Genomic DNA, 22,975 nt, shown 5'->3' on the forward strand with positions numbered 1-22,975 from the left:
GCTGATCGAGCGCCAATTGCTGGATAGTATGGGCTGACACCTTTCGCTGTCGCAGGAGCCGGCCCATGAATTTCGATCAACTGCTCGACGCCGTTCGAGCAAACCCCGATGCCGTCAGCATCCCGGCCAGCTGGGCCCAGGGGCGTGCCGCGTTCGGCGGCCTGATGGCGGCCATGGTCTACGAGGCCATGCGCCTGAAACTCTCCGATAACCGCCCCGTGCGCTCTCTGGCAATCAGCTTCGTCGCACCGGCCGCGCCGGATGTACCCACCCGATTCGAAGTTGAAGTGCTGCGTGAGGGCAAAGCGGTCAGCACGCTGCTTGGCCGAGCAGTGCAGGATGGCCAGGTGGTGACCTTGGTGCAGGGTAATTTCGGTGCCGGAAGGCCGTCGGTGGTCGATGTCCCGGCACTGCCGGCCCGGGAGATGAAAGCGCTTGAGGATGCGGCTCCGGAGTTGCCGTATATCAAAGGCGTGACGCCGGAGTTCATGCGCCATGTCGCCCTGCGCTGGGCGGTTGGCGGTTTGCCGTTCAGTGGCAATCAATCACGGCAAATGGGCGGCTGGGTGCGTTTGCGAGACGTGGCTGAAGAGCCGGTCAATGAATCTCACCTGCTGGCCCTGGTAGATGCCTGGCCGCCCAGCTTGATGCCATATCTGAAGCAGCCGGCGGCAGGCAGCACGCTGACCTGGACCATCGAATTCGTCCAACCGGTCGCGAAGCTCTCGACGCTGGATTGGTGCCGCTACTGCGTCGAAACCGAGCATGCCCGGGACGGTTACGGCCATGCAGCCGCCACCCTGTGGACGGCTGAAGGGGAATTGCTGGCATTGAGCAGGCAGACGGTCACGGTGTTCGCCTAGGTTTCAATGCCGATGCTTGTGGCGCTCGCGCCACGCACGCCACCAGGCACCGCTGAGCACGAAGCGTGGAAAGGTGATGAACTGTTCGGTCAGCAGGCGCTGCATGGCGTCCTTGCGGTTGGCGAACGGCTCTGGTTGTTCGGCTTCCAGGCGATGGCCTTGGCGCTGCATGCCCAGGCCGGCGATCAAGGCGATGACGCCAACGGCGATCTGGCCCAGGTCCAGGGCGAACAAGCCCGACAGTATCAACAGGGCGCCGAGGATGAACAACGGCACGGCGATCAGGTGTAGCACCAGGTTCGTCGGATGCCGATGATTGTGGTGATAGCCGCGCCATTGCCAGGCGGGCAAGTTGGGCAGTCGTTTGCTCATGGGCATTTCCTCGCAGTCATGCCCAAAGCTTAGTGCCGCCCCGTGATCGCAGCCAATCGAGGGTGGCTATGGTGACTATAGCTTGAGTTGGCCAATGGCTTTGTTCAGCTCACCGGCCAGCGTCGCCAGCTCGCTGCTGGTAGAGGCCGAATCGACCGTCTGCTGCACGGTTTTTTCGGTGACATCGCGAATGCTCACCACCGCCCGGTTCATTTCTTCAGCCACTTGGCTTTGCTGCTCGGCGGCAACCGCGATCTGCGTGTTGCTCTCGCGCATCTGCGCGACCGCGCCGGTGATATCGGCCAACGCCGCGCCAGCTGCCTGGGCCTGACGTACGCAATCGTCAGCCTTGTACGAGCTTTCCTGCATGAACTCCACCGCATCGCGGGTGCCGGCCTGCAGCTCGGCGACCATGGCGGTGATTTCGTCGGTAGAGGTCTGCACACGTTTGGCCAGGCTGCGCACTTCATCCGCGACCACGGCGAAGCCACGGCCGAGGTCGCCAGCGCGTGCGGCCTCGATGGCGGCATTGAGCGCCAGCAGGTTGGTCTGCTCGGCGATACTGTGAATCACGTTGACCACGCCATTGATCTTCTGGCTGTCTTCGGCCAGCTGGCGGATCATTTCGGCGGTTTGCTGGACGCCGTTGGACAGCCCGGCAATCGAGTCCTGGACTCGGTTGACCACGTCCTTGCCGCTGCCGGCGAGGGTGTCGGCAGTCTGCGACTGGTCGCGGGTGGCGCCGGCATGCTGGGCGATGTGGTGCACGGTGGCGGACATCTCATTGATGGCCGTGGCCGCCTGGTCGGTTTCGCTCTGCTGGCCGAGCATGCCGTGGCGTACTTCGTTCATGCTCAACGCCAGGCGCGCGGCGCCCGAGTCGAGTTGCGCGGCCGTGCGCGCCACGGTGCTGACCACCCGGTGGTAAGTCGACTGCATGGCGTTGAAGGCGCCGGCCATCTGGCCCACCTCGTCACCGCAGGCCAATGGCACGCGGGCCGACAGGTCGCCGGTCTTTTCCACGTGCAGCATGACGTCCTTGAGGGTGTTGAGCTGGCTCAGCAGGAAGCGGATCAGCAATTGCGAGGCACAGAGCATCGCCAGCATCAGGATCAGTACGCAGATCGCGTAATTGTTGAACCGGTCGAGGAACACCTGGCGCAGGCTAGGCGCCGTGGCCAGCACCGCCACGTGTTGATCGCCGTGGCGCAGGACGTGGGCACCGCGCAGCGGGTTGTCGCCCAATACCCAGGCGGCCGGCAAGGCCACCCAGCCTTGCGCATCGCGCAGGATATCCAGGCTTTTGCCGGCATGAGTCGGGGTTTGCCCAGATTGCCAGACGATCACGTTGGCCTGGTGCGGCAGGGCCTGCTGGGAGGGCCAGGCGGCCAGCAGCTCGGCCTGGGATTGCGCCTGGGCATGAGCCGCTTCGGCGCGGGCTTGCTGCTCAAGGTTTACGGCGTAGAGCACCAGCATCAAGGTCGTGACGAAGGCCACCGCGTTGACGGCCCAGAATTTGTACTTCAAGGAGATATTGCTAAGCCAGGCACCCATGGGTAGGTCTTCTCTGAGTTGAGCGGAAACATCATTGGCAAGGTGCCATCATTGTGCCCGCTCACGCCAGGGAGGATTTGATGTGTATCAACAAATGGTTTATGCCGGACCTGGCTCAGGGAAGCTGAAAGAATGCTTGGGCAGTGGCGGTGGTATGCGCTGCGGTGGTTTCAACGCTTTCATTCCGGTGCAACGCCACCTCGCGCAATACTTGCGGCAGAAAAGCCGGCTCGTTGCGCCCGTTCTTCGGTTTCGGCCGCAGGCTGCGCGGCAGCAGGTAAGGGGCGTCGCTTTCGAGCATCAGGCGGCCGGTTGGGATATTGCCTACCAGTGGGTGTAGGTGAGTACCCCGGCGCTCATCGCAGATCCAGCCGGTAATGCCGATGTGCAAATCCATGTCCAGGTAGGCGAACAGCGCCTCGCGCTCGCCGGTAAAGCAGTGCACGACAGCGGCCGGCAGTTGGTCGCGGTAATTCCGCAGAATTGCCAGCAAGCGTTCGCTGGCATCGCGCTCGTGGAGGAATACCGGTAGGCGCAATTCGGCCGCCAGCGCCAACTGGGCTTCCAGCGCTTTTTCCTGGAGCGGGCGAGGGGAGAAGTCCCGGTTGAAGTCCAGCCCGCATTCGCCGACGGCCCGGACCCGCGGCTCGGACAGCAACTGGCGCAGTTGTCGCTCGCTGTTAGCGCCCCAGGCCTTGGCATCATGCGGGTGCACCCCGGCCGTGGAAAACAGATGCTGGCTCCCAGGATCGAGCTGTTGGCACAGCTCCAGCGCCTGTTCGCTGACATCCAGGCTGGTACCAGTGAGGACCATCTGCATCACGCCCGCTTCGATAGCGCGCTCGACGATGGCGGCTTGCTGGTCATGGAAACTGCTGTTGGTCAGGTTGACGCCGATATCGATCAGTTGCATGGTGCTACCTCGTGCCGCGGGGCGGCCAGCATAGCAAAAAGCGCGATACTCGGAAAAAGCCAGAAACTTCAGACTGTTGCCGTGGTCTTTTACCGTCATTTATCACGAACTGTTCGGATACGTTTTCGCATGCTGCGATACCTGCTCTCCCTGCTGATGCTTGGGCTGATAACTGTCGGCCCTGCTTATGCGCGCCTGCCTGGGCCTGAGCAACACGTACCGGCGAGCAAGACACGTGATTTGGAGCAGATTCGCGGCAGTAAAGTCCTGCGGGTGTTGGTCAATCAGAGCCGCAACAGTTCCGGCGAGGTCAAGGGTGAGCCCGTTGGCATCGAGTATTACCGGTTGCGTGCGCTTGAGCATTATCTCAACGCCCGTGCCGGTGACGGCCAGCAGGTGCGCATCAAACTCATCCCGCGTGCCAAGGAACAATTGCTGGGGGCCTTGCAACGCGGAGAGGGCGACCTGGCTGCCCCAGGCGAGTTGCTCGATCCGGCGCTGGTGGGTGGGGTGAGTGGTAGCGCACCGGTGCTGGATCAGGTGCCGTTATGGTTGGTCGGGCGCAAGGGCGAGCGCAGTTATACGCGTGTGGAACAGTTGTCCGGGCGTACCGTTGCGTTGACCAGTGCCAGTGCCGCCGGTGCGGCCATCCAGCAGATCAATCAGCAACTGGCGCTGCGCAAACGGCCGCCCGTGAAGATCGAGTGGGTCGATTCGACACTGGCAGTCGAGGACGTACTGGAAATGGTTCAGGCCGGCATCTATCACCTGACCGTGGTGGAGCGGCCGATCGCTCAACGTTGGGCGCGGGTGATGCCGCGCCTACGCCTTGATAGCCGTGTGCAACTGGGCCAGCCGCAAGCGATGCGCTGGTACGTGCGGCGTGATGCAAGCATGCTGCTGGCGACCGTCGATCGTTTCTTGCAGGGCTACCGTGCGCCGGAAAACCAAGACGCGGCGTTCGAGCGCATCTACCGGCGCCAGTATCGGGTGCACAATCCACTTGCGCAAAAGGACCGGCAGCGCCTCACCTCGCTGCGCGCAGTGCTGCAAAAGCATGGCCAGGCTCAACAGATCGACTGGCTCAACCTGGCTGCCCTGGCCTTCAAAGAGTCGACGCTCAACCCGGCGGCGCGCGGCAGTGGCGGGGCGCACGGCCTGATGCAGATCACCCCTTCGGCTGCCCAGCGGGTGGGGGTGAGCAATACCGCCACGGTCGATGGCAATGTCCAGGCCAGCGCCCGTTACTTGGCGCTGATCCGCCGCAAGTTTTTCGCCAGCCCGAAGATCAACGAACGTGAGCGCATGGCCTTTGTGCTGGCAGCTTACAACCTGGGGCCGGAGCGGGTGCAGGCCATGCGCGCCGAAGCGCGCAAGCGTGGCCTGAACGGTAATCAATGGTTCTTCCAGACCGAGCGCGTGGCGATGGAGCAGGTCGGCATGGGGCCGGTCAATTTCGTCAACAGCGTGAACAAGTACTTCCTGGCATTCAACCGTGAGCGTACCCGGTTGGAGCGGACTGCCAAGCGTTGACAAATCGATTTTATCGATTGTTATGTTGGGTTTTTTGCGATTTTCATATCTATCAGATTGATTATGATGGCGTCCATCCCAACACAACATTCCAGCTTCAAGGAAGTCACGCAATGAACAACGCAATCACCAACATCCTCTCCACCCGCGCTGGCCTGGGCCTGAGCGTAATCCGCGTCCTGGTCGGCATCATCTTCATGGCGCACGGTGCGCAGAAACTCTTCGGTCTGTTCGGCGGTTACGGGCTGGAAGGCACCGGCCAGTGGATGGAGAGCATCGGCCTGGCGCCGGGCTACTTCATGGCCCTGCTGTCTGGTAGCGCCGAATTCTTCGGTGGCCTGGCCCTGGTGATCGGCCTGCTGGCTCGCCCGGCGGCGCTGGCATTGACCGTTACCCTGGTGGTGGCGATCTTCTCGGTGCACATCGGCAACGGCTTGTTCATGTCCAACAATGGCTATGAGTTTGCCCTGGCCCTGATGGCCGGTACCGTGGCGGTGCTGATCGAAGGTGCGGGCCGCTTCTCCCTGGACCGCCTGATCGCTCGCTGATACAGGCTGGGCCGCAAGCTGCAAGCCCCAAGCTGATCACTTGGGGCTTGCAGCTTGCGGCCAGTAGCTCTAGCATACCGTCTGCGCCGATTTAAACAGCTACTTGCGGGGCGCAGGGCAGCCCAGCCATGGGTTATCCGAAATACCGCTAAAGCGCTGGTTCGGTGACGCCTCCCACCGCTGCCCAGCGGGATTCGCGAGGCGGAGAAAAACTCCATGAGTTGTCCACGTACCAGTGTCTGTTTGAGCCCACTGCCTGCCAGCCAGGCCACCCGCACACCGCGCATCTTGCTCGGTGGTCAGCATCAGCACACCCTTTTGCGTCACCTCGAGGGCTTGTCACGCCGCAAAGGCCAGGCCCGCGCCTTTCTCATTCAGTTTGCCGAAACCACGTGCCGCCTGGAGCAGTTCAGCAACGACCGTTTCGACCTTGCCGTGATCCAGGCGCCCGCCCTGCACGATGCTGCCGAAGTGATTGGCCACCTCACCCGAATCGCGCGCCAGGGGCTGATTACCCGTCGCTGAGGAGCGCGCCGTTGAGCACCAACATCATCACGACTGAAGGCCATGACGCGCTCAAGAAAGAGCTCGACCATCTGTGGCGGGTGTATCGCCCGGAAATTACCCAGAAGGTAACGTGGGCTGCTTCGCTGGGGGATCGCAGTGAGAATGCCGACTATCAGTACAACAAGAAGCTGCTGCGCGAGATCGACCGCCGGGTCCGCTACCTGCGCAAGCGCCTCGAAGATGTAAAGGTGGTGGCCTATTCGCCGCAGCAGGAGGGCAAAGTGTTCTTCGGTGCCTGGGTCGAGATCGAGAATGATGACGGCGAAACCCTGAAGTTTCGCATCGTCGGCTACGACGAGATCTACGGGCGCAACGACTATATCTCGATCGATTCGCCCATGGCGCGGGCCCTGCTCAAGAAGGAGGAGGGTGATGAAGTGATGGTGCAAACACCAACAGGCGCGGCGACCTGGTACGTGAACAGCATCACTTATCCGCAGTAAGCGGTGCTGCCCATTGCGCGTTAACCCTCCCGCAGCACTGCCAACGGGCTGGCATTGAGCGCCCGCCGCGTTCCCAGCACACCGGCCCCGCCGACCAGTAGCGCGCCCACCAGTGGCAGCATCAGCAGCCAGGGGTGCGGACTCCACTGCAGGTCGAACGCGTAGCGATACAGCACCAGGGTTATCAGTTCACAGCCCAGTGCGGCCAGGGCGCCACTGGCCGCGCCCAGCAGGCCGAACTCGATACGCCGCGCTTTCACCAACAGCGGTCGCGCAGCGCCGAGCGCACGCAGCAAGGCACCTTGACGGATGCGCTCATCCAGCGTTGCCTGCAGGCCTGCGAACAACACCGCCAGCCCTGCTGCCAGGACAAACAACAGGACGTACTCGACCGCCAGGGTGACCTGGGCGAGGATGCTGCGCAGCTGTTCCAGCAAGGCATCCACCTGCAGAATGGTCACCGCCGGGAACGCCCGCGACAGGGCTACGACATCCAGGTCGTGACCCGGCGCCAGGTAGAAGCTGGTCAGGTAGGTGGTTGGCAAACCCTGAAGCGTGCCAGGTTGGAAAATCATGTAGAAGTTCGGCTGAAAGCTGTCCCAGTGCACGCTGCGCAGGCTGCTGACCCGCGCCTGGCGTTGCTCGCCGCCGATGTCGAAGGTGAGCAGGTCGCCCAGTTGTACCTTCAGGCTGGTGGCCAGTTCGGCCTCGACTGAAACGCCGGGTATTTCATCGCCGGTCGGTAGCGTCTGCCACCAGCTCCCTGCTGTCAGGGCATTGCCTGATGGCAATTCGGCGGCCCAGGTCAGGCTGAGGTCGCGTTGTACCGCACGTTCGCCTGCGGAGTCCTTGCTGACGAGCTGTTGCACGGGTTGCTCGTTGATTTGGATCAGCCGGCCGGGCGTCACCGGATACAGGGGGGCCGAGGCTGCGTTCACTTCGCGCAGGCGCTGTGCGAACGGTTCGCGATCGTCGGGCAGAATATTCAGGGCAAAATGGTTCGGCGCGTCCTTGGGCAACTGGGCCTGCCAATTGTCCAGCAGTTCCGCGCGCAGCAAGGCGACCAGCGCCATGGCCAGCAGGATCAGGCCAAAGGCCAGGGCTTGGCCGGCGGCCGCCATGGGGTGACGAAGCAGCTGGCCAAGGCCGAGACGCCAGGTGAGCGGTGCGCCTGCCAGTAATCGCCGCAGGCTGCGTAATCCAAGGAGCAGCAGGCCACCCAGTACCAGCGCGGCGATCAGCCCGCCGCCGAGCAAGGCGAAGGTCAGTAGCAGGTCCAGGCTCAGCCGCCACATGATCAGGCCCAGTGCGAGCAGGGCGGCGCCGTACACCAGCCAGCTGCTTGGCGGCACTGGCAGCAAGTCGCGACGCAGCACGCGCAACGGCGGTACCTGACCGAGTGCGGCGAGCGGGGGGAGGGCGAAACCAGCCAGGGCGACCAGGCCCGTGGCAATGCCGGCCACTGCCGGCCAGATTCCGCCCGGGGGCACCACGCTGGGCAGCAGGCCATGCAGCAGGCGGAACAGGCCCAGTTGCGCCAGCCAGCCGAGCAAGGCGCCTGCCACCGCGGCAACCAGGCCAAGCATGGCCAGTTGCAGGCAGTACAGGCCCAGGGCCTGGTGACGCGACAGGCCCAGGCAGCGTAGCAGGGCACTGGCGTCCAGGCGGCGTGCGGCATAGCGGCTGGCCGACATGGCGACGGCGACGCCTGCCAGCAGCACCGCCACCAGGCTGGCCATGTTCAGATAACGCTCGGCCTTGCCCAGCGCGCCGCCAATCTGCCGATTGCCATCGCGGGTGTCGAGCAAGCGCTGATTGGCTGCAAGATTCTTTTCCAACCCTTCACGGTACTGCGCCAGTGCTTGTGCCTCACCGCGCCACAGGTCGCGATAGCTGACGCGGCTGCCAGGCTGGATGACACCGGTGGCCTCCAGGTCGGCCAGGTTCATCATCACCCGTGGGGTCAGGCTGTAGAAGTTGTTGGCCCGGTCTGGCTCGTATGTCAGCACGCGGCTCATGCGCAGGGTCTTCATGCCTACGTCGATGCTGTCACCGATGCTCAGGCCGAGCGCTGCCAACAGGCGTGGCTCGACCCAGGCCTCGCCCGGCGCGGGGCCGCCACCCGATGTCTCCTCGGCATACGGCGCCGCCGCACTGCGCACCTGGCCGCGTAGCGGATAGGCGCTGTCGGCGGCCTTGATGCTCGATAGCTGAATACCTGCATCGCCACCGACCACGCTGGTGAATTCGACGACCTGGGCGTGGCGCAACCCTAGCTCCTTGCCCGCACTGATCTGTTCGTCGCGCGCGGGCGCACTGCCGCGCAGTACCAGGTCGGCGCCGAGGAACTCAGTGGCGCGCAGTTGCATGGCGCCATTGAGACGTGCGCCGAAGTAGCCGATTGCGGTGCTGGCAGCGACGGCCACCAGCAGGGCGAAGAACAGCACGCGCACTTCACTGGCGCGGATGTCGCGCAGCAGCTGGCGCAAGGCCAGGCCGCACAGGCGAGAAAGCGGCATGCGGGTCATCTAGGCCTCCACCGGCGCCACCAGGTGGCCGGCCTCCAGGCGTATCAGGCGCCGGCAACGGCGGGCCAGGCGCTCGTCATGGGTGACCAGCACCAGTGTGGTGCCGCGCTCCTTGTTCAGCTCGAACAAAAGGTCGCTGATGCGTTCGCCTGTGTGGCTGTCGAGGTTGCCGGTAGGTTCGTCGGCAAACAGCACCGCTGGTTGGGCGGCGAACGCCCGGGCGATCGCCACCCGTTGCTGTTCGCCTCCGGACAACTGGCGCGGCGTGTGGCTCAGGCGTTTGCCAAGGCCAACCCGCTCGAGCAAGGTATGGGCCTGTTCGCGCGCATCGCGGCGGCCATCCAGCTCCAGTGGCAGCATCACGTTTTCCAGGGCGTTCAAGCTGTCGAGCAACTGGAACGACTGGAACACGAAGCCGACGTGCTCGGCACGCACCCTGGCGCGCTGGTCCTCGTCCAACGGGCCCAGGTCGTGCCCGGCGAGAATCACCTTGCCTGCGCTGGGCCGGTCAAGGCCGGCCAGCAGCCCTAGCAGCGTCGATTTGCCCGAACCGGAGGCGCCGACGATGGCCAGGCTGTCGCCCTGGGCGAGATCGAGGGAGAGTGCGTGCAGGATGGTCAGGTCACCTTCCGCACTGGGGACCACTTTGCTAAGGTGCTGCGCAACGAGAATGCTGGGGCCCATGGAGAATCCAATGCGAGTGTGGTGGTTGAGTGCCGGTCTGGCCCTGTATTGCCTGGCCCAGAGCGCGGCGGCGGGAACACTGCTGGTCGTTGGCGATAGTATCAGCGCCGGTTTTGGCCTGGATAGCCGCCAAGGGTGGGTCTCTCTGTTGCAGACCCGGCTCAAGGACGAAGGTTTCGATGACAGGGTGGTCAATGCGTCGATCAGCGGCGACACCAGCGCAGGTGGCCAGGCGCGGCTGCCGGCGCTGCTTGCGGCGCATAAGCCTAGCCTGGTGGTGCTGGAGCTGGGCGGCAATGATGGGCTGCGTGGACAGCCGCCAGAGCAATTGCAACAAAATCTTGCTTCGATGATCGAGCGATCACGCCAGTCGGGGGCCAAGGTGCTGCTGCTGGGGATGCGTCTGCCACCGAATTATGGTGTGCGCTATACCAGCGCGTTCGCCAAGGTGTATGAACAGTTGGCCGTGGACAAGCAAGTGGCACTGGTGCCGTTTTTCCTGGAAGGCGTCGGAGGTGTTCCGGAGATGATGCAGGCCGATGGCATCCATCCGGCGCAGGGCGCCCAGCAGCGGTTGCTGGAAAATGCCTGGCCGGCGATAAAACCCTTGCTTTGATGCTTTAAACGGGGCCGGCTTTCGGCTAATGTTGCGCCCCCCGTTTCGAGAGCCCCCGATGCCGCGCCCTGCCTGGTCCCTGTATGCCTACCAATTGATCGAGCCCGATGAGCAGCTCGACCTGTTCGCGTGCCAGGAAATCCGCGTCCACCTGGTGGCCCGTCAACTGGAGTTGGGCGTCCCGGTCGACCGTACGCTGTGCGGTGGCCTGTTGCCGGCGCAGCCTCGCTGGTCCGGTGTGCAACGCGCTATCTATCGTGATGGCCGCCTGTGCGACCTTTGTCGGGCGATTCTCGATGCCCAACGTCGCGGCATCCGCCCGGTCTGGCCTGAGCTGTGACCGGGCCTTGGGCCTAGGAACTCCAGGCGCCTTTCATCATCTGAAACGTATGTAGGCCGCCGATCCCTCCCGCTTGGCTTGGGGCGGGTGTACAATCGTTGCTCTTGCCCACCTTTCGAAGGATTTACCGGATGTTGCCGCGCTTTCCCGCCGTCACCCGTTGCCTGACCCTGGCCGGCCTGCTGGTCGCTGGCCCCGCCGTCGCCCTCGAGCTGCCGTTGCCGCCGCCCGGTGAAGATGTCGTTGGCCAGGTGCAGGTGATCAAGGCCAAGTACGAGGACACCTTTGCCGACATCGGCACCGCCAATGACCTCGGGTACCTGGAAATGATCGCTGCCAATCCGGGTGTCGACCCTTGGCTACCGGGCGCCGGTACCGAGATCATCCTGCCGACCCGCTACGTGCTGCCACCCGGGCCGCGTGAAGGCATCGTCATCAACCTTGCCGAGTACCGCTTGTACTACTTCCCGAAAGGGCAGAACGTGGTGCACACCTTCCCGCTGGGCATCGGTCGTGAAGGCTGGGGCTCGCCCATCGCCAACACCAAGATCACCGCCAAGACGCCGAACCCGACCTGGACGCCGCCGGCCTCCATCCGTGCCGAACACGCCGCCGATGGCGACATCCTGCCCACCGTGGTGCCGGCTGGTCCGGACAATCCGCTGGGGCCGTTCAAGTTCACCCTGGGTGTGCCGGGTTACCTGATTCACGGGTCGAACAAGAAGTTCGGCATTGGCATGCGCACCAGCCATGGTTGCTTCCGCATGCTCAACAACAATGTGCTGGAGCTGTCGAAGATGGTCCCGGTGGGTACGCCGGTGCGCATCATCAATGAGCCGTACAAGTTCGGTATCAGTGCTGGCAAGGTATATCTCGAAGCGCATACGCCCCTGGATGACAATGGCAACCCGTCGGTTGTCGACAAGCACACCGCGGTCATCAACGCGCTGCTCAAGCGTGAGGACCTGGCCAACAACCTGCGCATGAACTGGGATATGGTGCGTGACGTGGTTGCCGCCGAGGATGGCATGCCAGTGGAGATTGCCGTACCGGTCGACAATCAGGGTAGTGCCCCCATGGTATCGAGCATCCCGCCAGAATTGCAGTAAGCCTTCTGTTGTTTCGAAGCCTGCTCCAGGTCAGCACCTGGCGCAGGCTTCTTCATTTGCGCCAAATGCTTTTGTCGCGGCAACAAAAAAGCCGACCCACAAGTGGATCGGCTTCTCAACAATCCGTGAGGATTATTACTTGCGGCTGGCTTTGTCCAGCATACGCAGAGCGCGCTCGTTGGCTTCGTCAGCGGTCTGCTGAGCCTTCTGAGCGGCTGCCAGTGCGTCGTCAGCCTTACGGTAGGCTTCGTCAGCACGAGCTTGAGCGCGAGCTGCTGCGTCTTCAGTCGCAGTCAGACGAGCTTCGGTTTCTTTGGATACGCTGCTGCAACCGGTAGCCAGAACTGCGGCCAGAGCCAGAGCAGAGAATTTCAGAACGTTGTTCATCGTGTTCCCCTTCAAGGACTTTCTATTAAAGAGCCATCTCTCAGGAAAAGAGAAACTGGCCGGCGTACATAGTACCCATTACTTGTAGTAAGTAAACTGACTGAGCGCAAGAACTGCAAAAAAATTGTCGCGATCAGGGGCGTCCGACAAGATCTGTAGGGGAATTGTGAAAAACCTCAGTGAGTGCTCGCAAGCGATTGTAGTACGGATACTTTTTGTTGAACTAACGGTGACTTTAACTGTCATTCAGCGTCTTAAGCCGAAGAACATCCGGCTGTTGTTGCGGGGCAGGCAGGGAACGAAATTCACGCTGAGTCCCGCTTTTTTTAACCGCTACCACCTTGAGCAATCCTGCCTGGCGCGCCTACTATTTGTGATGCCTGGCCCGGCAGAACCATTGCAATCGGCCCGCGGTCCAAGGGGCAAGAGGTGGCGTAGAGGTTCCTCCGCCGGATAAACCACCATCGGTTAAGGTAAAGGTCTGCCCAAAGGCCTGCGAGGAGTAGTGATGAGTGAAGCGCTGACCATCCACCATGACCAGGCCGGTCATCAGTTCGAGACCAACGTGGACGGTCATCGTGCCTACCTGACGTACATGGACTTGGGCAAGCAGACGCTGGACATCTATCGCACCTTCGTGCCAAACGCTCTGCGTGGCCGCGGGATCGCCGCAGCGCTGACCGAAAAGGCCTTGGAGTATGCCGACCAGATGGGCTACACAGTGATTCCTTCCTGCTCTTATGTGGAGCGTTACATGGAGCGCCAGCAGCGTCATTCGAGCAAGGCTTGAATACGTTTGGGGGCTGAACATAACAAAACGCCGGGCATTGCCCGGCGTTTTTTTGTGCAGCGCGAAGTTTAGCCGCGCTGACGCTTGGGCAGTACGTCCTTGAGCTTGGCGTGCATGCTGCGCAGGGTCTTCTCGGTAGCGGCCCAGTCGATGCAGGCGTCAGTGACCGAAACGCCGTACTGCAGTTCGTCGAGGTTTTTCGGGATCGACTGAGCGCCCCAGTTCAAGTGGCTTTCGACCATCAGGCCGATGATCGACTGGTTGCCTTCGAGAATCTGGTTGGCGACGTTCTCCATCACCAGTGGTTGCAGGGCCGGGTCCTTGTTGGAGTTGGCGTGGCTGCAGTCGACCATGATATTGGCTTTGATCTTGGCCTTGGTCAGATCCTGTTCGCACAGGGCGACGCTGACCGAATCGTAGTTCGGCTTGCCATTGCCGCCGCGCAGCACCACGTGGCCGTACGGGTTGCCCTTGGTGGTGACGATCGACACACCGCCTTCCTGGTTGATGCCGAGGAAGCGGTGCGGCTTGGACACCGATTGCAAAGCGTTGATGGCCACGGTCAAGCCGCCATCGGTGCCATTCTTGAAGCCGACCGCGGAGGACAGGCCGGAGGCCATTTCCCGGTGGGTCTGGGATTCGGTGGTACGCGCTCCGATCGCCGACCAGCTGATCAGGTCCTGAAGGTATTGCGGGGAGATCGGGTCCAGTGCTTCGGTGGCGGTCGGCAGGCCCTTTTCGGCCAGGTCCAGCAGCAGTTGGCGACCGATGTGCAGGCCGTCCTGGATCTTGAACGAGTCATCCAGGTAAGGGTCGTTGATCAGGCCTTTCCAGCCGACGGTGGTGCGTGGCTTCTCGAAGTACACGCGCATCACCAGATACAGGGTGTCGGACACTTCCTCGGCCAGCACTTTGAGGCGCTCGGCGTATTCGTGGGCAGCCTTGATGTCATGTATCGAGCAAGGGCCGACCACGACGAACAGGCGATGGTCCTTGCCGTCGAGAATATTGCGCACCACTTCGCGGCCGGCAGTCACGGTCTGCAGGGCTTTGGCGCTGAGGGGGATTTCCTTCTTGAGCTGATCGGGGGTGATCAAGGTCTCGTTGGAGGCAACGTTAAGGTCGTCGATCGGTAAATCAGCCATCGTGTTACTCGTCAGGTCACGGTGCCGGCCGCCAGCAATCCCCGTGCGGCCCAGCAGCAGAATGTTCGCAGCGGGGAGCCGAACCTTAGCGCGTTACTGGGGTTGCGACAATGGGCACCGCAGTCTTAAGTCCTGTGCCAGGGCGGATAACGATGGCCTGACAGACCATGGCACGCTTGCAACAAATGTAGGAGCGGATTCATCCGCGATGCGCCGCGCGGGCGGCGCTCGATTTGCGCAACGCTCGAGAAACCAAGACAAGCACCAACAGGCCAGTGTAAAAAAGCGCACCGACATTTTTCAGGAGAGCAGCATGGACCCTCGCAAACCGCGCATCGGTATCATCGGCAGTGGTGCCATTGGAGGCTTCTATGGGCTGATGCTGGCGCGTGCCGGGTTCGATGTGCATTTTCTACTGCGCAGCGAATACGCGGTGATCCGCGAGCGGGGCTTGAAGCTGGAGAGCGCAGTGCACGGCACTTTGCAGATGCCGGTGCAGGCGTATTCGAGCGCCGCCGACATGCCGCCTTGTGATTGGCTGCTGGTCGGAGCCAAAGCCACCAGCAATGCTGAACTGGCGCCGCTGATCGTCCAGGCGGCAGCGCCTGATGCCAAGGTGGTGCTGTTGCAGAATGGCCTGGGCGTGGAAGATCAATTGCGGCCGGCATTGCCCGGCAGCCTTCATTTGCTCGGCGGCCTGTGCTTCATCTGCGTCAACCGCCAGAGCCCTGGTGTGATCCGCCACCAGGCGCTGGGCGCGGTCAACCTGGGTTATCACAGCGGACCTGCCAGCGATGGCGGTGCTGCGATTGTCGAGGAGGGCGCTGCACTGTTCCGCGCCGCAGGTGTCGATTCGCAGGCCATGGACAACCTCGGTCAGGCGCGCTGGCAAAAGCTGGTGTGGAACGTGCCCTACAACGGCCTTTCAGTGTTACTCAATGCCAGCACCACGCCATTGATGGCCGACGCCGACACCCGGGAGTTGATCCAGGCGCTGATGGCTGAAGTGGTCCAGGGCGCTGCGGCCTGTGGCCACGCGCTGCCCACCGGTTATGCCGAACACCTGTTCCGCGTCACCGAGCAGATGCCCGACTACTGGCCAAGCATGTACCACGATCACGCCGAGCAGCGCCCGCTGGAGCTGCAGGCCATTTATGCCGAACCCTTGGCCCGGGCGCGCGCGGCGGGTTGCAGCCTGCCGCGCATGCAGATGCTCTACCAGGCCCTGGCCTTCATCGACCGCGCCAATCGCGCTGGCTGAAACCTCTGCAGCCCGCGGCAGCAGTGTGCCAGACGGCCAAGCGAGGCTGTCGCGCACTGCTAAGCTGAAGCTTGCTCTGCCCCAACGGCAGTCGAGGAGGTCGAATGATCCGCTCCATGCTGTACGCCACCGACCTCGGTGTCTACGCCCCTTTCGTCATGCAACATGCGCTGGCCCTGGCGAGGACTTTCGACGCAGAGCTGTACGTCATTCATGCGGTGGAGCCCATGGGGCAGTTCGCCGAGTCCTTGTTGCAAAGCTACCTCGACGAACAGACGCTGGATGAGTTGCACAGCGAGGGCGTCAATACAGTGATGGCCAACATCGAGCAGCGGGTGCTGGAGAACTTTCGCGAGGAACTGGGCGAGGACGCGGACCTTGCAGTGATCAAGGCGGTGCGGGTGCGCCAGGGTGATCCGGCCCAGGTGATCCTGGAGCAGGCGCAGCGGTTGAGTGTCGATTTGCTGATATTCGGCAGCCACAGTGCCGGTGCCGGGGTGGATGTGCCGATTGGCCGAACTGCCGTTCGACTGCTGCAGCTGTCGCCAGTGCCGGTGTACATGGTGCCGCTCTCGCAGCACCTTGGTCGTAGGAAAACGTGAAGCTGGCAATGGGCTGTAACTGAGCGGCGTGTAACAAAATAGTTCTAGTTTTATTTCGTTAACCACTAATATAGTTATATCTCGTCGCTGCCTGCTGCCGCTGACTTACCGCTGATTCGAGGGAAACCTATGAAGCTTCAACAACTGCGCTACATCTGGGAAGTGGCGCACCACGACCTCAACGTCTCCGCGACGGCGCAGAGCCTGTATACCTCTCAGCCGGGGATCAGCAAGCAGATCCGCCTGCTCGAAGATGAACTGGGTGTTGAAGTCTTTGCCCGCAGCGGCAAGCACCTGACCCGCGTCACCCCGGCGGGTGAGCGCATCATCAATACCGCCGGGGAAATCCTGCGCAAGGTCGAGAGCATCAAGCAGATCGCCCAGGAATTCTCCAATGAGAAGAAGGGCACGCTGTCCATCGCCACCACCCACACCCAGGCGCGCTATGCGCTGCCGCCGGTGATCAGCAGCTTCATCAAGCAGTACCCGGAAGTGGCCTTGCACATGCATCAGGGTTCGCCCATGCAGATCGCCGAAATGGCTGCCGATGGTACCGTCGACTTCGCCATCGCCACCGAGGCTCTGGAGCTGTTTGGCGATCTGATCATGATGCCGTGCTACAAGTGGAATCGCTGCGTGGTGGTGCCGCAGGGGCACCCGCTGGCCAAGCTGCCGAAGTTGACGTTGGAGGCGGTCGCCGAATACCCGATCGTCACTTACGTGTTTGGTTTCACCGGCCGTTCCAAGCTGGATGAAGCCTTCAACCACCGCGGCCTGACGCCGAAGGTGGTGTTCACCGCCGCCGACGCCGACGTGATCAAGACTTACGTGCGCCTGGGCCTGGGTGTGGGCATCGTGGCCGGAATGGCGGTCGATGCCAAGCTCGACAGCGACCTGGTGGCCCTGGATGCCAGCGAGCTGTTCGAGGCCAGCATCACCAAGATCGGCTTCCGCCGTGGCACCTTCCTGCGTGGTTTCATGTGCGACTTCATCGAGAAATTCGCGCCACACCTGACCCGTGAAGTGATGGCAAAAGCCATCCAGTGCCACAACAAGCAGGAGCTCGAAGAGCTGTTCGCAGGCGTCGAGCTGCCGGTGCACTGAGTGCGGCAGGCATGAAAAAACCGGCCTTCGGGCCGGTTTTTGTTTGCCTGCGAATCAGGCCTTGCTGATCAGGTTGCCAGCATGCAGCCCGCATTCCTTCTGGGTCGACTCTTCCCACCACCAGCGGCCTTCGCGCTCGTGCTGGTTCGGCAGCACCGGGCGGGTGCACGGCTCGCAGCCGATGCTGATGAAGCCGCGCTCGTGAAGGCTGTTGAACGGCAGTTCGAGCATGCGGATGTAGCCCCAGACTTCCGCGCTGGTCATCTGTGCCAGCGGGTTGAACTTGTACAGAGGACGCTCGGGGGTGGAGAAGGCGCTATCGAGTTCCAGTGCTGCCACTTGGCTGCGGGTGCCTGGGCTCTGGTCGCGACGCTGGCCGGTGGCCCAGGCGCTGACGGTGGCCAGCTTGCGCCGCAGCGGCTCGATCTTGCGGATGCCGCAGCACTCGCCGTGGCCGTCCTTGTAGAAGCTGAACAGGCCCTTTTCCTTGACGAACGGGTCGAGCTTGGCGCGGTCTGGGCTGAGAATTTCGATCGGCAGGTTGTACTGCTCGCGGACCTGGTCGATGAAGCGATAGGTCTCGGGGTGCAGGCGGCCGGTGTCGAGGCTGAATACCTTGACCTGCTTGTTCAGTTTCCAGGCCATGTCGACCAGCACCACGTCCTCGGCGCCACTGAAGGAAATCCACAGGTCGTCGCCGAAGTGCTCGAAGGCGAGCTTGAGGATGTCCTGCGGGGACTTGCTGGCGTAGGTCGCGGCCAGGGCGGCGACGTCGAAGGGTTGGCTCATCAGGCGGTTTCCATCTTGGCTGTGGCGCTGTGCGCTCGTAATGAGGTGATGGTAACAAAAAATGGCGGGGTAGACGCCGTCTCAGAGGCGCTGCAGCGTTTCCATCAACACCCGCACCTTGGCAATCGACTCCTCAAATTCCGACTCCCAGTCGGAGTCCGCCACCACCGCGCCGCCGCCCCAGCAACTGGCCTGGCCATCCTTGATCAGCAGGCTGCGGATGGCGATGGAGCTGTCCATTTCGCCACGTACGTCGATGTACAGCAGCGAGCCGCAATACAGGGCGCGGCGGCTGGGCTCCAGTTCGTCGATGATCTGCATGGCGCGGATCTTCGGCGCGCCGGTGATCGAGCCGCCCGGGAAACTGTCGCCAATCAGGTCCAAGGCGTCCTTGTCACTGGCCAGTTGGCCGGTGATGCTGCTGACCAGATGGTGGACGTTGGGATAGCTTTCCAGGCTGAACAGCTCGGGCACTTTGACCGAGCCGATCTGGCAGGTGCGGCCCAGGTCGTTGCGCAGCAGGTCGACGATCATCAGGTTTTCCGAGCGGTCCTTGGCGCTGTGGCGCAGTTCCTCGGCATTGCGCGCGTCGATGGCCGGGTCGGCCGAGCGCGGGCGCGTGCCCTTGATCGGGCGGGTTTCTACCTGGCCTTGGCTAACGCGCACGAAGCGTTCAGGCGAGAAGCTCAGCAGGGCGCTGCCATCGGCCAGTTGCTGGTAGCCGGAGAACGGTGTCGGGCAGGCTTCGCGCAGGGCCTGGTAGGCACGCCAGGGATCGCCCTGGCAGGGCGCGCGGAAGCGTTGCGTGAGGTTGATCTGGTAGCAGTCGCCGGCCTGGATATAACGCTGCACCTGGTCGAACGCGGCTTGGTACTGCTCGGGCCGCAGGTCGCCTTGCATCGCGGCGAGCAGCTTGAAATCGCCACTTGCCGAGCCGTCCGGGGCTTCGAACAGGGCGATCAGCCGTGCGCGCTCAGCGGTTTCCAGGCTGGGGTGAAAGACCAGCTGGCTGGTGCGTAGCTGATGGTCGGTCACCAGCGCCCAGGCATACAACCCAAGCTGGGCATCGGGCAGGCCGAGGTCGTCGACGGCCAGGTTGGGCAGGTGCTCCAGGCGCCGACCGAAGTCGTAGCTCAGGTAGCCGATCAGGCCGCCGGCGAACGGCAGCTCGATGCCATCAGGCAATTGCGCAGAGCCCAGTTGCTTCAAGCCGTCACGCAGGCGCTGCAGGAATGCTCGACCCTGTTCGTCGGGCTGGACTTGCAGCTGTTGCAGCGGCCATGCGCTGAGCAAGTCGAAGCGGCCACGCTCGGCTGCGGGGCGGGCGCTGTCGAGCAGGATCGCACCGGGCGCCTGGCGCAGGCGGGCGAAGTAGGTGGCGGGGTCGGGCTGGTAGGGCAGGGTGTGAAGCGTACAGGTCGGCATCAGTGTGGACGGCGATATAAAAGCGAGGGGGCGATTGTAGACCCGTGTAGGAAATGCGACTAGCGCTGGGCGCGACATTAAACGCTTTGGGGCCGCCGTGCGGCCCTTCGCGGGCAAGCCCGCTCCCACAGGTACTGCACCGACCTCAATGTTTGTACGATACATGTGGGAGCGGGCTTGCCCGCGAAGGGCTGCACGGCAGCCCCAAACTATCAACGTGGATGCACGTGGCCGAAGAGGCTCTGGGCCACCTTCACACGCTGCTCAGCATCCTCGGTCACGCCATCCTTGGCCAGCGCCTCGATGTGCGCCTCGATCGCGTGGGTGCGCTGGGTCAGCCCGGTGTCGTTGGCGATCTGAATGTTCAGGCCGGGGCGGGCATTGAGTTCAAGAATCAATGGCCCCTTGTCCTGGTCCAGCACCATGTCGACGCCGATATAGCCCAGGCCGCACAGCTCATAGCAGCCGGCCGCAAGCTTCATGAAGCCGTCCCAGTTCGGCAGTTGCACGCCGTCCACCGCATTGGTGGTGTCCGGGTGCTTGCTGATGATGTTGTTCAGCCAGGTGCCGCGCAGGGTTACGCCAGTGGCCAGGTCCACACCCACGCCGATGGCGCCCTGGTGCAGGTTGGCCTTGCCGCCGGACTGGCGGGTCGGCAGGCGCAGCATGGCCATCACCGGGTAGCCCATCAGCACGATGATGCGGATGTCCGGCACGCCTTCGTAGCTGATGCTCTTGAAGATCTGGTCGGGCGTGACCCGGTATTCGATCAGTGCGCGATCGCGGTGCCCGCCCAGCGAATACAGGCCGGTGAGGATGCTCGAAACCTGATGCTCGATTTCCTCGTGGCTGATGATCTTGCCGGAAACCGTGCGATAGCGGTCTTCGAAGCGGTCGGCGATGACCAGGATGCCGTCACCGCCGGCGCCCTGGGCCGGCTTGATGACGAAGTCGTTGCGCCCGCCGATGATCTCGTGAAGCTTTTCGATCTGCTTCTCGGTCTCGATGATGCCGTACATCTCCGGCACGTGAATGCCGGCGGCGAGCGCGCGCTCCTTGGTGATGATCTTGTCGTCGACGATCGGGTACAGGTTGCGCTTGTTGTACTTCAGCACATAGTCCGCGTTGCGCCGATTGATCCCCATGATGCCCCGGGCTTCCAGGGCTTTCCACGTCTTGATCAGGCCAAACATCAGGCGTCAGCCTTCTTCAGGAATGCCTTGAAGCGCACCAGTTCGGTCAGGCGGTAGCCGCGGTAGCGACCCATCGCCAGCATGAAGCCGACCAGAATCAGCAGCACAGCAGGGAAGGTGAAGACGAAGTACACCAGCTCCGGCACCATCATCAGCAGGTGCGCCAGCGACGCGGCGAACAAGGTGCCGATCGCTACTTTCATGGCATGGCCACCGCCACGCTCTTCCCAGGTGATGGAAAGACGCTCGATGGTCATGGTCAGGATCACCATCGGGAACAGCGCCACCGACAGGCCGCGCTCCAGGCCCAGCTTGTGGCTGAACAGGCTGATGGCGGCAATCAGCACCACCACGAAGGTCAGTACCACCGACAGGCGCGGCAGCATCTGCAGCTTCAGGTGCTCCAGGTACGAGCGTAGCGACAGGCCCAGCGCGGTGATCACCGTGAACAGCACGATGCCGAAGCCCAGCTGGGTTTCGCGGAAGGCCAGGGCGATCAGTACCGGGGTGAAGGTACCCAGGGTCTGGATGCCGATCAGGTTGCGCAGCACCAGGATCACCAGCACGCCGATCGGGATCATCACCATGATCATGAAGGTCTGTTGGGTCTGCAGGGGCAGGCCGTACAGCGAATATTCGAGGAAGTCGGCGTCGGTGTTCTCGTCGGTCAGCTTGGCCAGGCGGATGGCGTTCATCTCGCTGTTGTTCATGCTGAAGGTGACGTTGGCTTTCTTGCCGCCATCGACGGTGATCAGGTTGTCATCACCGGTCCACCACAGCAGGCGGTCGTTTGGCAGGCCCTGCTCGCCGGTGTCCGGGTTGAAGTACAGCCAGTCGTTGCCATTGAAGCTGCGCAGCCACAGCTCCGGCGTTTGCGGGGTGTCGGCCACCAGGCGGATGGTGTGGACTTTTTCCATTGGGACGTGGGCGATCGACAGCAGCAGGTCGATGACCTGGGCTTTCTTCATCGACGAGGTGTCGCCGGCCAGCAGCAGCTTGACGTTGTCGTCATTGAGGTTGTTGACCCGCTTGATGGTCTCGCTGACGAAGGTCTCGACGTCTGCCGAATGCTGGCGAATAGGTGCCATCAGAGCTTCGGCGGCGATCTTCTCGGGGCCTTCGACCGCCAGGCTGTCACGGAAGGTCGGGCCTTTGATCGCAGTCTTTTCATTGCTGTAGCGCTTGGTCAGCACCAGGCGGTAGTACAGCGTCTGGTTGCCGCTGGCGCGACGGGCCGACCAGGTCACCTTGCGGTTGCCGTCGGCGCGGTTGACGCTGACCCCATAGTTATTGGAGATGAAGCTCTCGTTGAGGCTGACGAAGTCGCGGTTCAGCGGCGGTACGAACATCTGGACCTTGACCGGGTCCTTGGTGCTGGCGACGAACTCGACCTTGGCGTCGATGTTCCACAGGTCGTCGGTTTCATCCTCGGTCACCGGGATGCCGAGGGCGAAGATCTGATAAGCGGTGACCGCCACGCCCAGCAACACCAGGACGGTGATCAGGACTTTCAGATGGAGGGTAAGAGAGCGCATCGGGATTACTCTGCTTTGGGAGCGTCGGTGGCACAGGCAGGTTTGCCGGCCGCGTATTTAAGGCTTGGGTCGACCAGCGCGTCGAAGTGCTTGAGCGCCTCGGAACCGATCAGCAGCGGGAACTGGAACGCGCTGCGGTCGGTGAGGTTGACTTCGATGGTGCGCAGGGCCTGGCCCATGCAGATTTCGAGTTCGATGACCGGGCGGGCGGTGTAGGCCTTGCCCGATTCGGCATCATAGTCGCCTGCGCGACGCTTGATCTTGCTGACCCGCGCCAGCGGGCGTTCGATCGGGTGCGAATGGGCGGCGTCGATAGCCAGGTAGAAGCGCACCCAGCTTTCGCCATTGCGCTTGAAACGCTTGATATCGCGGGCGCTGAGCGAGGCGGTCTTGGCGCCGGTGTCGAGTTTGGCGGCCAGTTCAAGGTCGAGGTCGCCAAGCTGGGCGTATTCATTGAGACCGTACACGGTCTTGCCCGCCGCCTGGCCAAGGGCCGGCAGCAGGGTGAGGCAAAGCAGCAATAAAACGGGTGTAAGTCTCATAGTCCTGGCGCGGTGCTGTGCAAGGTTCGGGGCAAGGCGACTGGCAGGTACTGCGCAAGCTTCCTCGGTTTTCTGTCAACAACATGAAGCGATGACAGATACGCTATCCATACTCCGTTGGAGGCGCGGCAT

Annotated in this window: 24 protein-coding genes; 12 read left to right on the plus strand and 12 right to left on the minus strand. The window is 62.6% G+C overall.

Annotation, left to right across the window (positions count from 1 at the left end):
• The first annotated feature begins 65 nt into the window (after positions 1-65).
• Positions 66-863, plus strand: a complete 798-nt coding sequence (locus ACIPZF_RS12855; protein WP_400799581.1) for an acyl-CoA thioesterase — start codon at positions 66-68, stop codon at positions 861-863.
• A 3-nt stretch (positions 864-866) separates the two neighbouring features.
• Here ACIPZF_RS12855 and ACIPZF_RS12860 read toward each other — a convergent pair whose 3' ends face one another.
• From ACIPZF_RS12860 to ACIPZF_RS12870, 3 genes are all read right to left on the minus strand, one after another.
• Complete coding sequence (locus tag ACIPZF_RS12860; RefSeq protein ID WP_400799584.1) at positions 867-1,235, minus strand: Mpo1-like protein; 369 nt, start codon at positions 1,233-1,235, stop codon at positions 867-869.
• A 75-nt stretch (positions 1,236-1,310) separates the two neighbouring features.
• Complete coding sequence (locus tag ACIPZF_RS12865) at positions 1,311-2,789, minus strand: methyl-accepting chemotaxis protein (RefSeq protein WP_400799587.1); 1,479 nt, start codon at positions 2,787-2,789, stop codon at positions 1,311-1,313.
• A gap of 115 nt (positions 2,790-2,904) precedes the next feature.
• Positions 2,905-3,702, minus strand: coding sequence for a TatD family hydrolase (locus ACIPZF_RS12870; protein ID WP_400799590.1), 798 nt, complete (start codon positions 3,700-3,702; stop codon positions 2,905-2,907).
• Between the two features lie 129 nt (positions 3,703-3,831).
• On the opposite strand from ACIPZF_RS12870, the gene ACIPZF_RS12875 reads away from it, so the two are divergent.
• The 4 genes from ACIPZF_RS12875 (at position 3,832) to greB (ending at position 6,793) form a co-directional block, all read left to right on the plus strand.
• Positions 3,832-5,235, plus strand: a complete 1,404-nt coding sequence (locus ACIPZF_RS12875) for a transglycosylase SLT domain-containing protein (RefSeq protein ID WP_400799592.1) — start codon at positions 3,832-3,834, stop codon at positions 5,233-5,235.
• Positions 5,236-5,348: 113 nt separating this feature from the next.
• Positions 5,349-5,783, plus strand: coding sequence for a DoxX family protein (locus ACIPZF_RS12880; protein WP_400799594.1), 435 nt, complete (start codon positions 5,349-5,351; stop codon positions 5,781-5,783).
• 216 nt (positions 5,784-5,999) lie between these two features.
• Positions 6,000-6,308 (plus strand): hypothetical protein, encoded by a 309-nt coding sequence (locus ACIPZF_RS12885; protein WP_400799597.1) that lies wholly within the window; start codon positions 6,000-6,002, stop codon positions 6,306-6,308.
• An 11-nt stretch (positions 6,309-6,319) separates the two neighbouring features.
• Positions 6,320-6,793 carry a transcription elongation factor GreB gene (greB, locus tag ACIPZF_RS12890; protein WP_400799599.1) on the plus strand — a complete coding sequence of 158 codons (474 nt, stop codon included), beginning with the start codon at positions 6,320-6,322 and terminating at the stop codon, positions 6,791-6,793.
• A 20-nt stretch (positions 6,794-6,813) separates the two neighbouring features.
• Here greB and ACIPZF_RS12895 read toward each other — a convergent pair whose 3' ends face one another.
• Both ACIPZF_RS12895 and ACIPZF_RS12900 read right to left on the minus strand, forming a co-directional pair.
• Complete coding sequence (locus ACIPZF_RS12895; protein WP_400799601.1) at positions 6,814-9,321, minus strand: ABC transporter permease; 2,508 nt, start codon at positions 9,319-9,321, stop codon at positions 6,814-6,816.
• On the minus strand, positions 9,322-10,005 hold the full coding sequence (locus ACIPZF_RS12900) for an ABC transporter ATP-binding protein (protein ID WP_400799603.1): 684 nt from the start codon (positions 10,003-10,005) through the stop codon (positions 9,322-9,324).
• Between the two features lie 10 nt (positions 10,006-10,015).
• Between ACIPZF_RS12900 and ACIPZF_RS12905 the strand changes: the two genes are divergently transcribed.
• From ACIPZF_RS12905 to ACIPZF_RS12915, 3 genes are all read left to right on the plus strand, one after another.
• Positions 10,016-10,621, plus strand: a complete 606-nt coding sequence (locus ACIPZF_RS12905) for an arylesterase (protein WP_400799606.1) — start codon at positions 10,016-10,018, stop codon at positions 10,619-10,621.
• A gap of 58 nt (positions 10,622-10,679) precedes the next feature.
• Positions 10,680-10,961 carry a hypothetical protein gene (locus ACIPZF_RS12910; RefSeq protein ID WP_400799608.1) on the plus strand — a complete coding sequence of 94 codons (282 nt, stop codon included), beginning with the start codon at positions 10,680-10,682 and terminating at the stop codon, positions 10,959-10,961.
• A 131-nt stretch (positions 10,962-11,092) separates the two neighbouring features.
• Positions 11,093-12,070 carry a L,D-transpeptidase family protein gene (locus ACIPZF_RS12915; RefSeq protein ID WP_400799611.1) on the plus strand — a complete coding sequence of 326 codons (978 nt, stop codon included), beginning with the start codon at positions 11,093-11,095 and terminating at the stop codon, positions 12,068-12,070.
• Positions 12,071-12,205: 135 nt separating this feature from the next.
• Here ACIPZF_RS12915 and oprI read toward each other — a convergent pair whose 3' ends face one another.
• Complete coding sequence (gene oprI, locus ACIPZF_RS12920; RefSeq protein WP_003259780.1) at positions 12,206-12,457, minus strand: outer membrane lipoprotei OprI; 252 nt, start codon at positions 12,455-12,457, stop codon at positions 12,206-12,208.
• 508 nt (positions 12,458-12,965) lie between these two features.
• On the opposite strand from oprI, the gene ACIPZF_RS12925 reads away from it, so the two are divergent.
• A complete protein-coding gene (locus ACIPZF_RS12925; protein ID WP_008095521.1) occupies positions 12,966-13,247 on the plus strand; it encodes a GNAT family N-acetyltransferase in 282 nt (93 codons plus the stop codon).
• Positions 13,248-13,315: 68 nt separating this feature from the next.
• On the opposite strand, the gene ACIPZF_RS12930 is transcribed toward ACIPZF_RS12925, so the two are convergent.
• Positions 13,316-14,392 (minus strand): 3-deoxy-7-phosphoheptulonate synthase, encoded by a 1,077-nt coding sequence (locus tag ACIPZF_RS12930; protein ID WP_400799614.1) that lies wholly within the window; start codon positions 14,390-14,392, stop codon positions 13,316-13,318.
• A gap of 313 nt (positions 14,393-14,705) precedes the next feature.
• On the opposite strand from ACIPZF_RS12930, the gene ACIPZF_RS12935 reads away from it, so the two are divergent.
• The 3 genes from ACIPZF_RS12935 (at position 14,706) to cysB (ending at position 17,359) form a co-directional block, all read left to right on the plus strand.
• On the plus strand, positions 14,706-15,653 hold the full coding sequence (locus ACIPZF_RS12935) for a putative 2-dehydropantoate 2-reductase (RefSeq protein WP_400799617.1): 948 nt from the start codon (positions 14,706-14,708) through the stop codon (positions 15,651-15,653).
• A 104-nt stretch (positions 15,654-15,757) separates the two neighbouring features.
• Complete coding sequence (locus ACIPZF_RS12940) at positions 15,758-16,255, plus strand: universal stress protein (protein WP_400799620.1); 498 nt, start codon at positions 15,758-15,760, stop codon at positions 16,253-16,255.
• Positions 16,256-16,384: 129 nt separating this feature from the next.
• The gene (cysB, locus tag ACIPZF_RS12945) at positions 16,385-17,359 is read left to right on the plus strand and encodes an HTH-type transcriptional regulator CysB (protein ID WP_400799623.1); all 975 of its coding nucleotides are present in this window, start codon (positions 16,385-16,387) and stop codon (positions 17,357-17,359) included.
• 54 nt (positions 17,360-17,413) lie between these two features.
• On the opposite strand, the gene ACIPZF_RS12950 is transcribed toward cysB, so the two are convergent.
• The 5 genes from ACIPZF_RS12950 to ACIPZF_RS12970 form a co-directional block, all read right to left on the minus strand.
• Positions 17,414-18,148, minus strand: coding sequence for a phosphoadenylyl-sulfate reductase (locus ACIPZF_RS12950; RefSeq protein ID WP_400799626.1), 735 nt, complete (start codon positions 18,146-18,148; stop codon positions 17,414-17,416).
• An 81-nt stretch (positions 18,149-18,229) separates the two neighbouring features.
• Positions 18,230-19,573: an aminodeoxychorismate synthase component I gene (gene pabB / locus ACIPZF_RS12955; protein WP_400799629.1), complete on the minus strand. Its 1,344-nt coding sequence runs from the start codon at positions 19,571-19,573 to the stop codon at positions 18,230-18,232.
• A gap of 212 nt (positions 19,574-19,785) precedes the next feature.
• Positions 19,786-20,766, minus strand: coding sequence for an alpha-L-glutamate ligase-like protein (locus ACIPZF_RS12960; RefSeq protein ID WP_400799631.1), 981 nt, complete (start codon positions 20,764-20,766; stop codon positions 19,786-19,788).
• Positions 20,766-22,301: an inactive transglutaminase family protein gene (locus tag ACIPZF_RS12965; protein WP_400799634.1), complete on the minus strand. Its 1,536-nt coding sequence runs from the start codon at positions 22,299-22,301 to the stop codon at positions 20,766-20,768. The genes ACIPZF_RS12960 and ACIPZF_RS12965 overlap by 1 nt, the downstream gene beginning before the upstream one ends.
• Positions 22,302-22,306: 5 nt before the next feature.
• Complete coding sequence (locus ACIPZF_RS12970) at positions 22,307-22,843, minus strand: ATP-dependent zinc protease (RefSeq protein WP_400799636.1); 537 nt, start codon at positions 22,841-22,843, stop codon at positions 22,307-22,309.
• Positions 22,844-22,975 lie beyond the last annotated feature (132 nt).

Origin of the sequence: Pseudomonas sp. NPDC089752 (genome assembly GCF_044748725.1) — a bacterium.
Taxonomy (GTDB): Bacteria; Pseudomonadota; Gammaproteobacteria; order Pseudomonadales; family Pseudomonadaceae; genus Aquipseudomonas.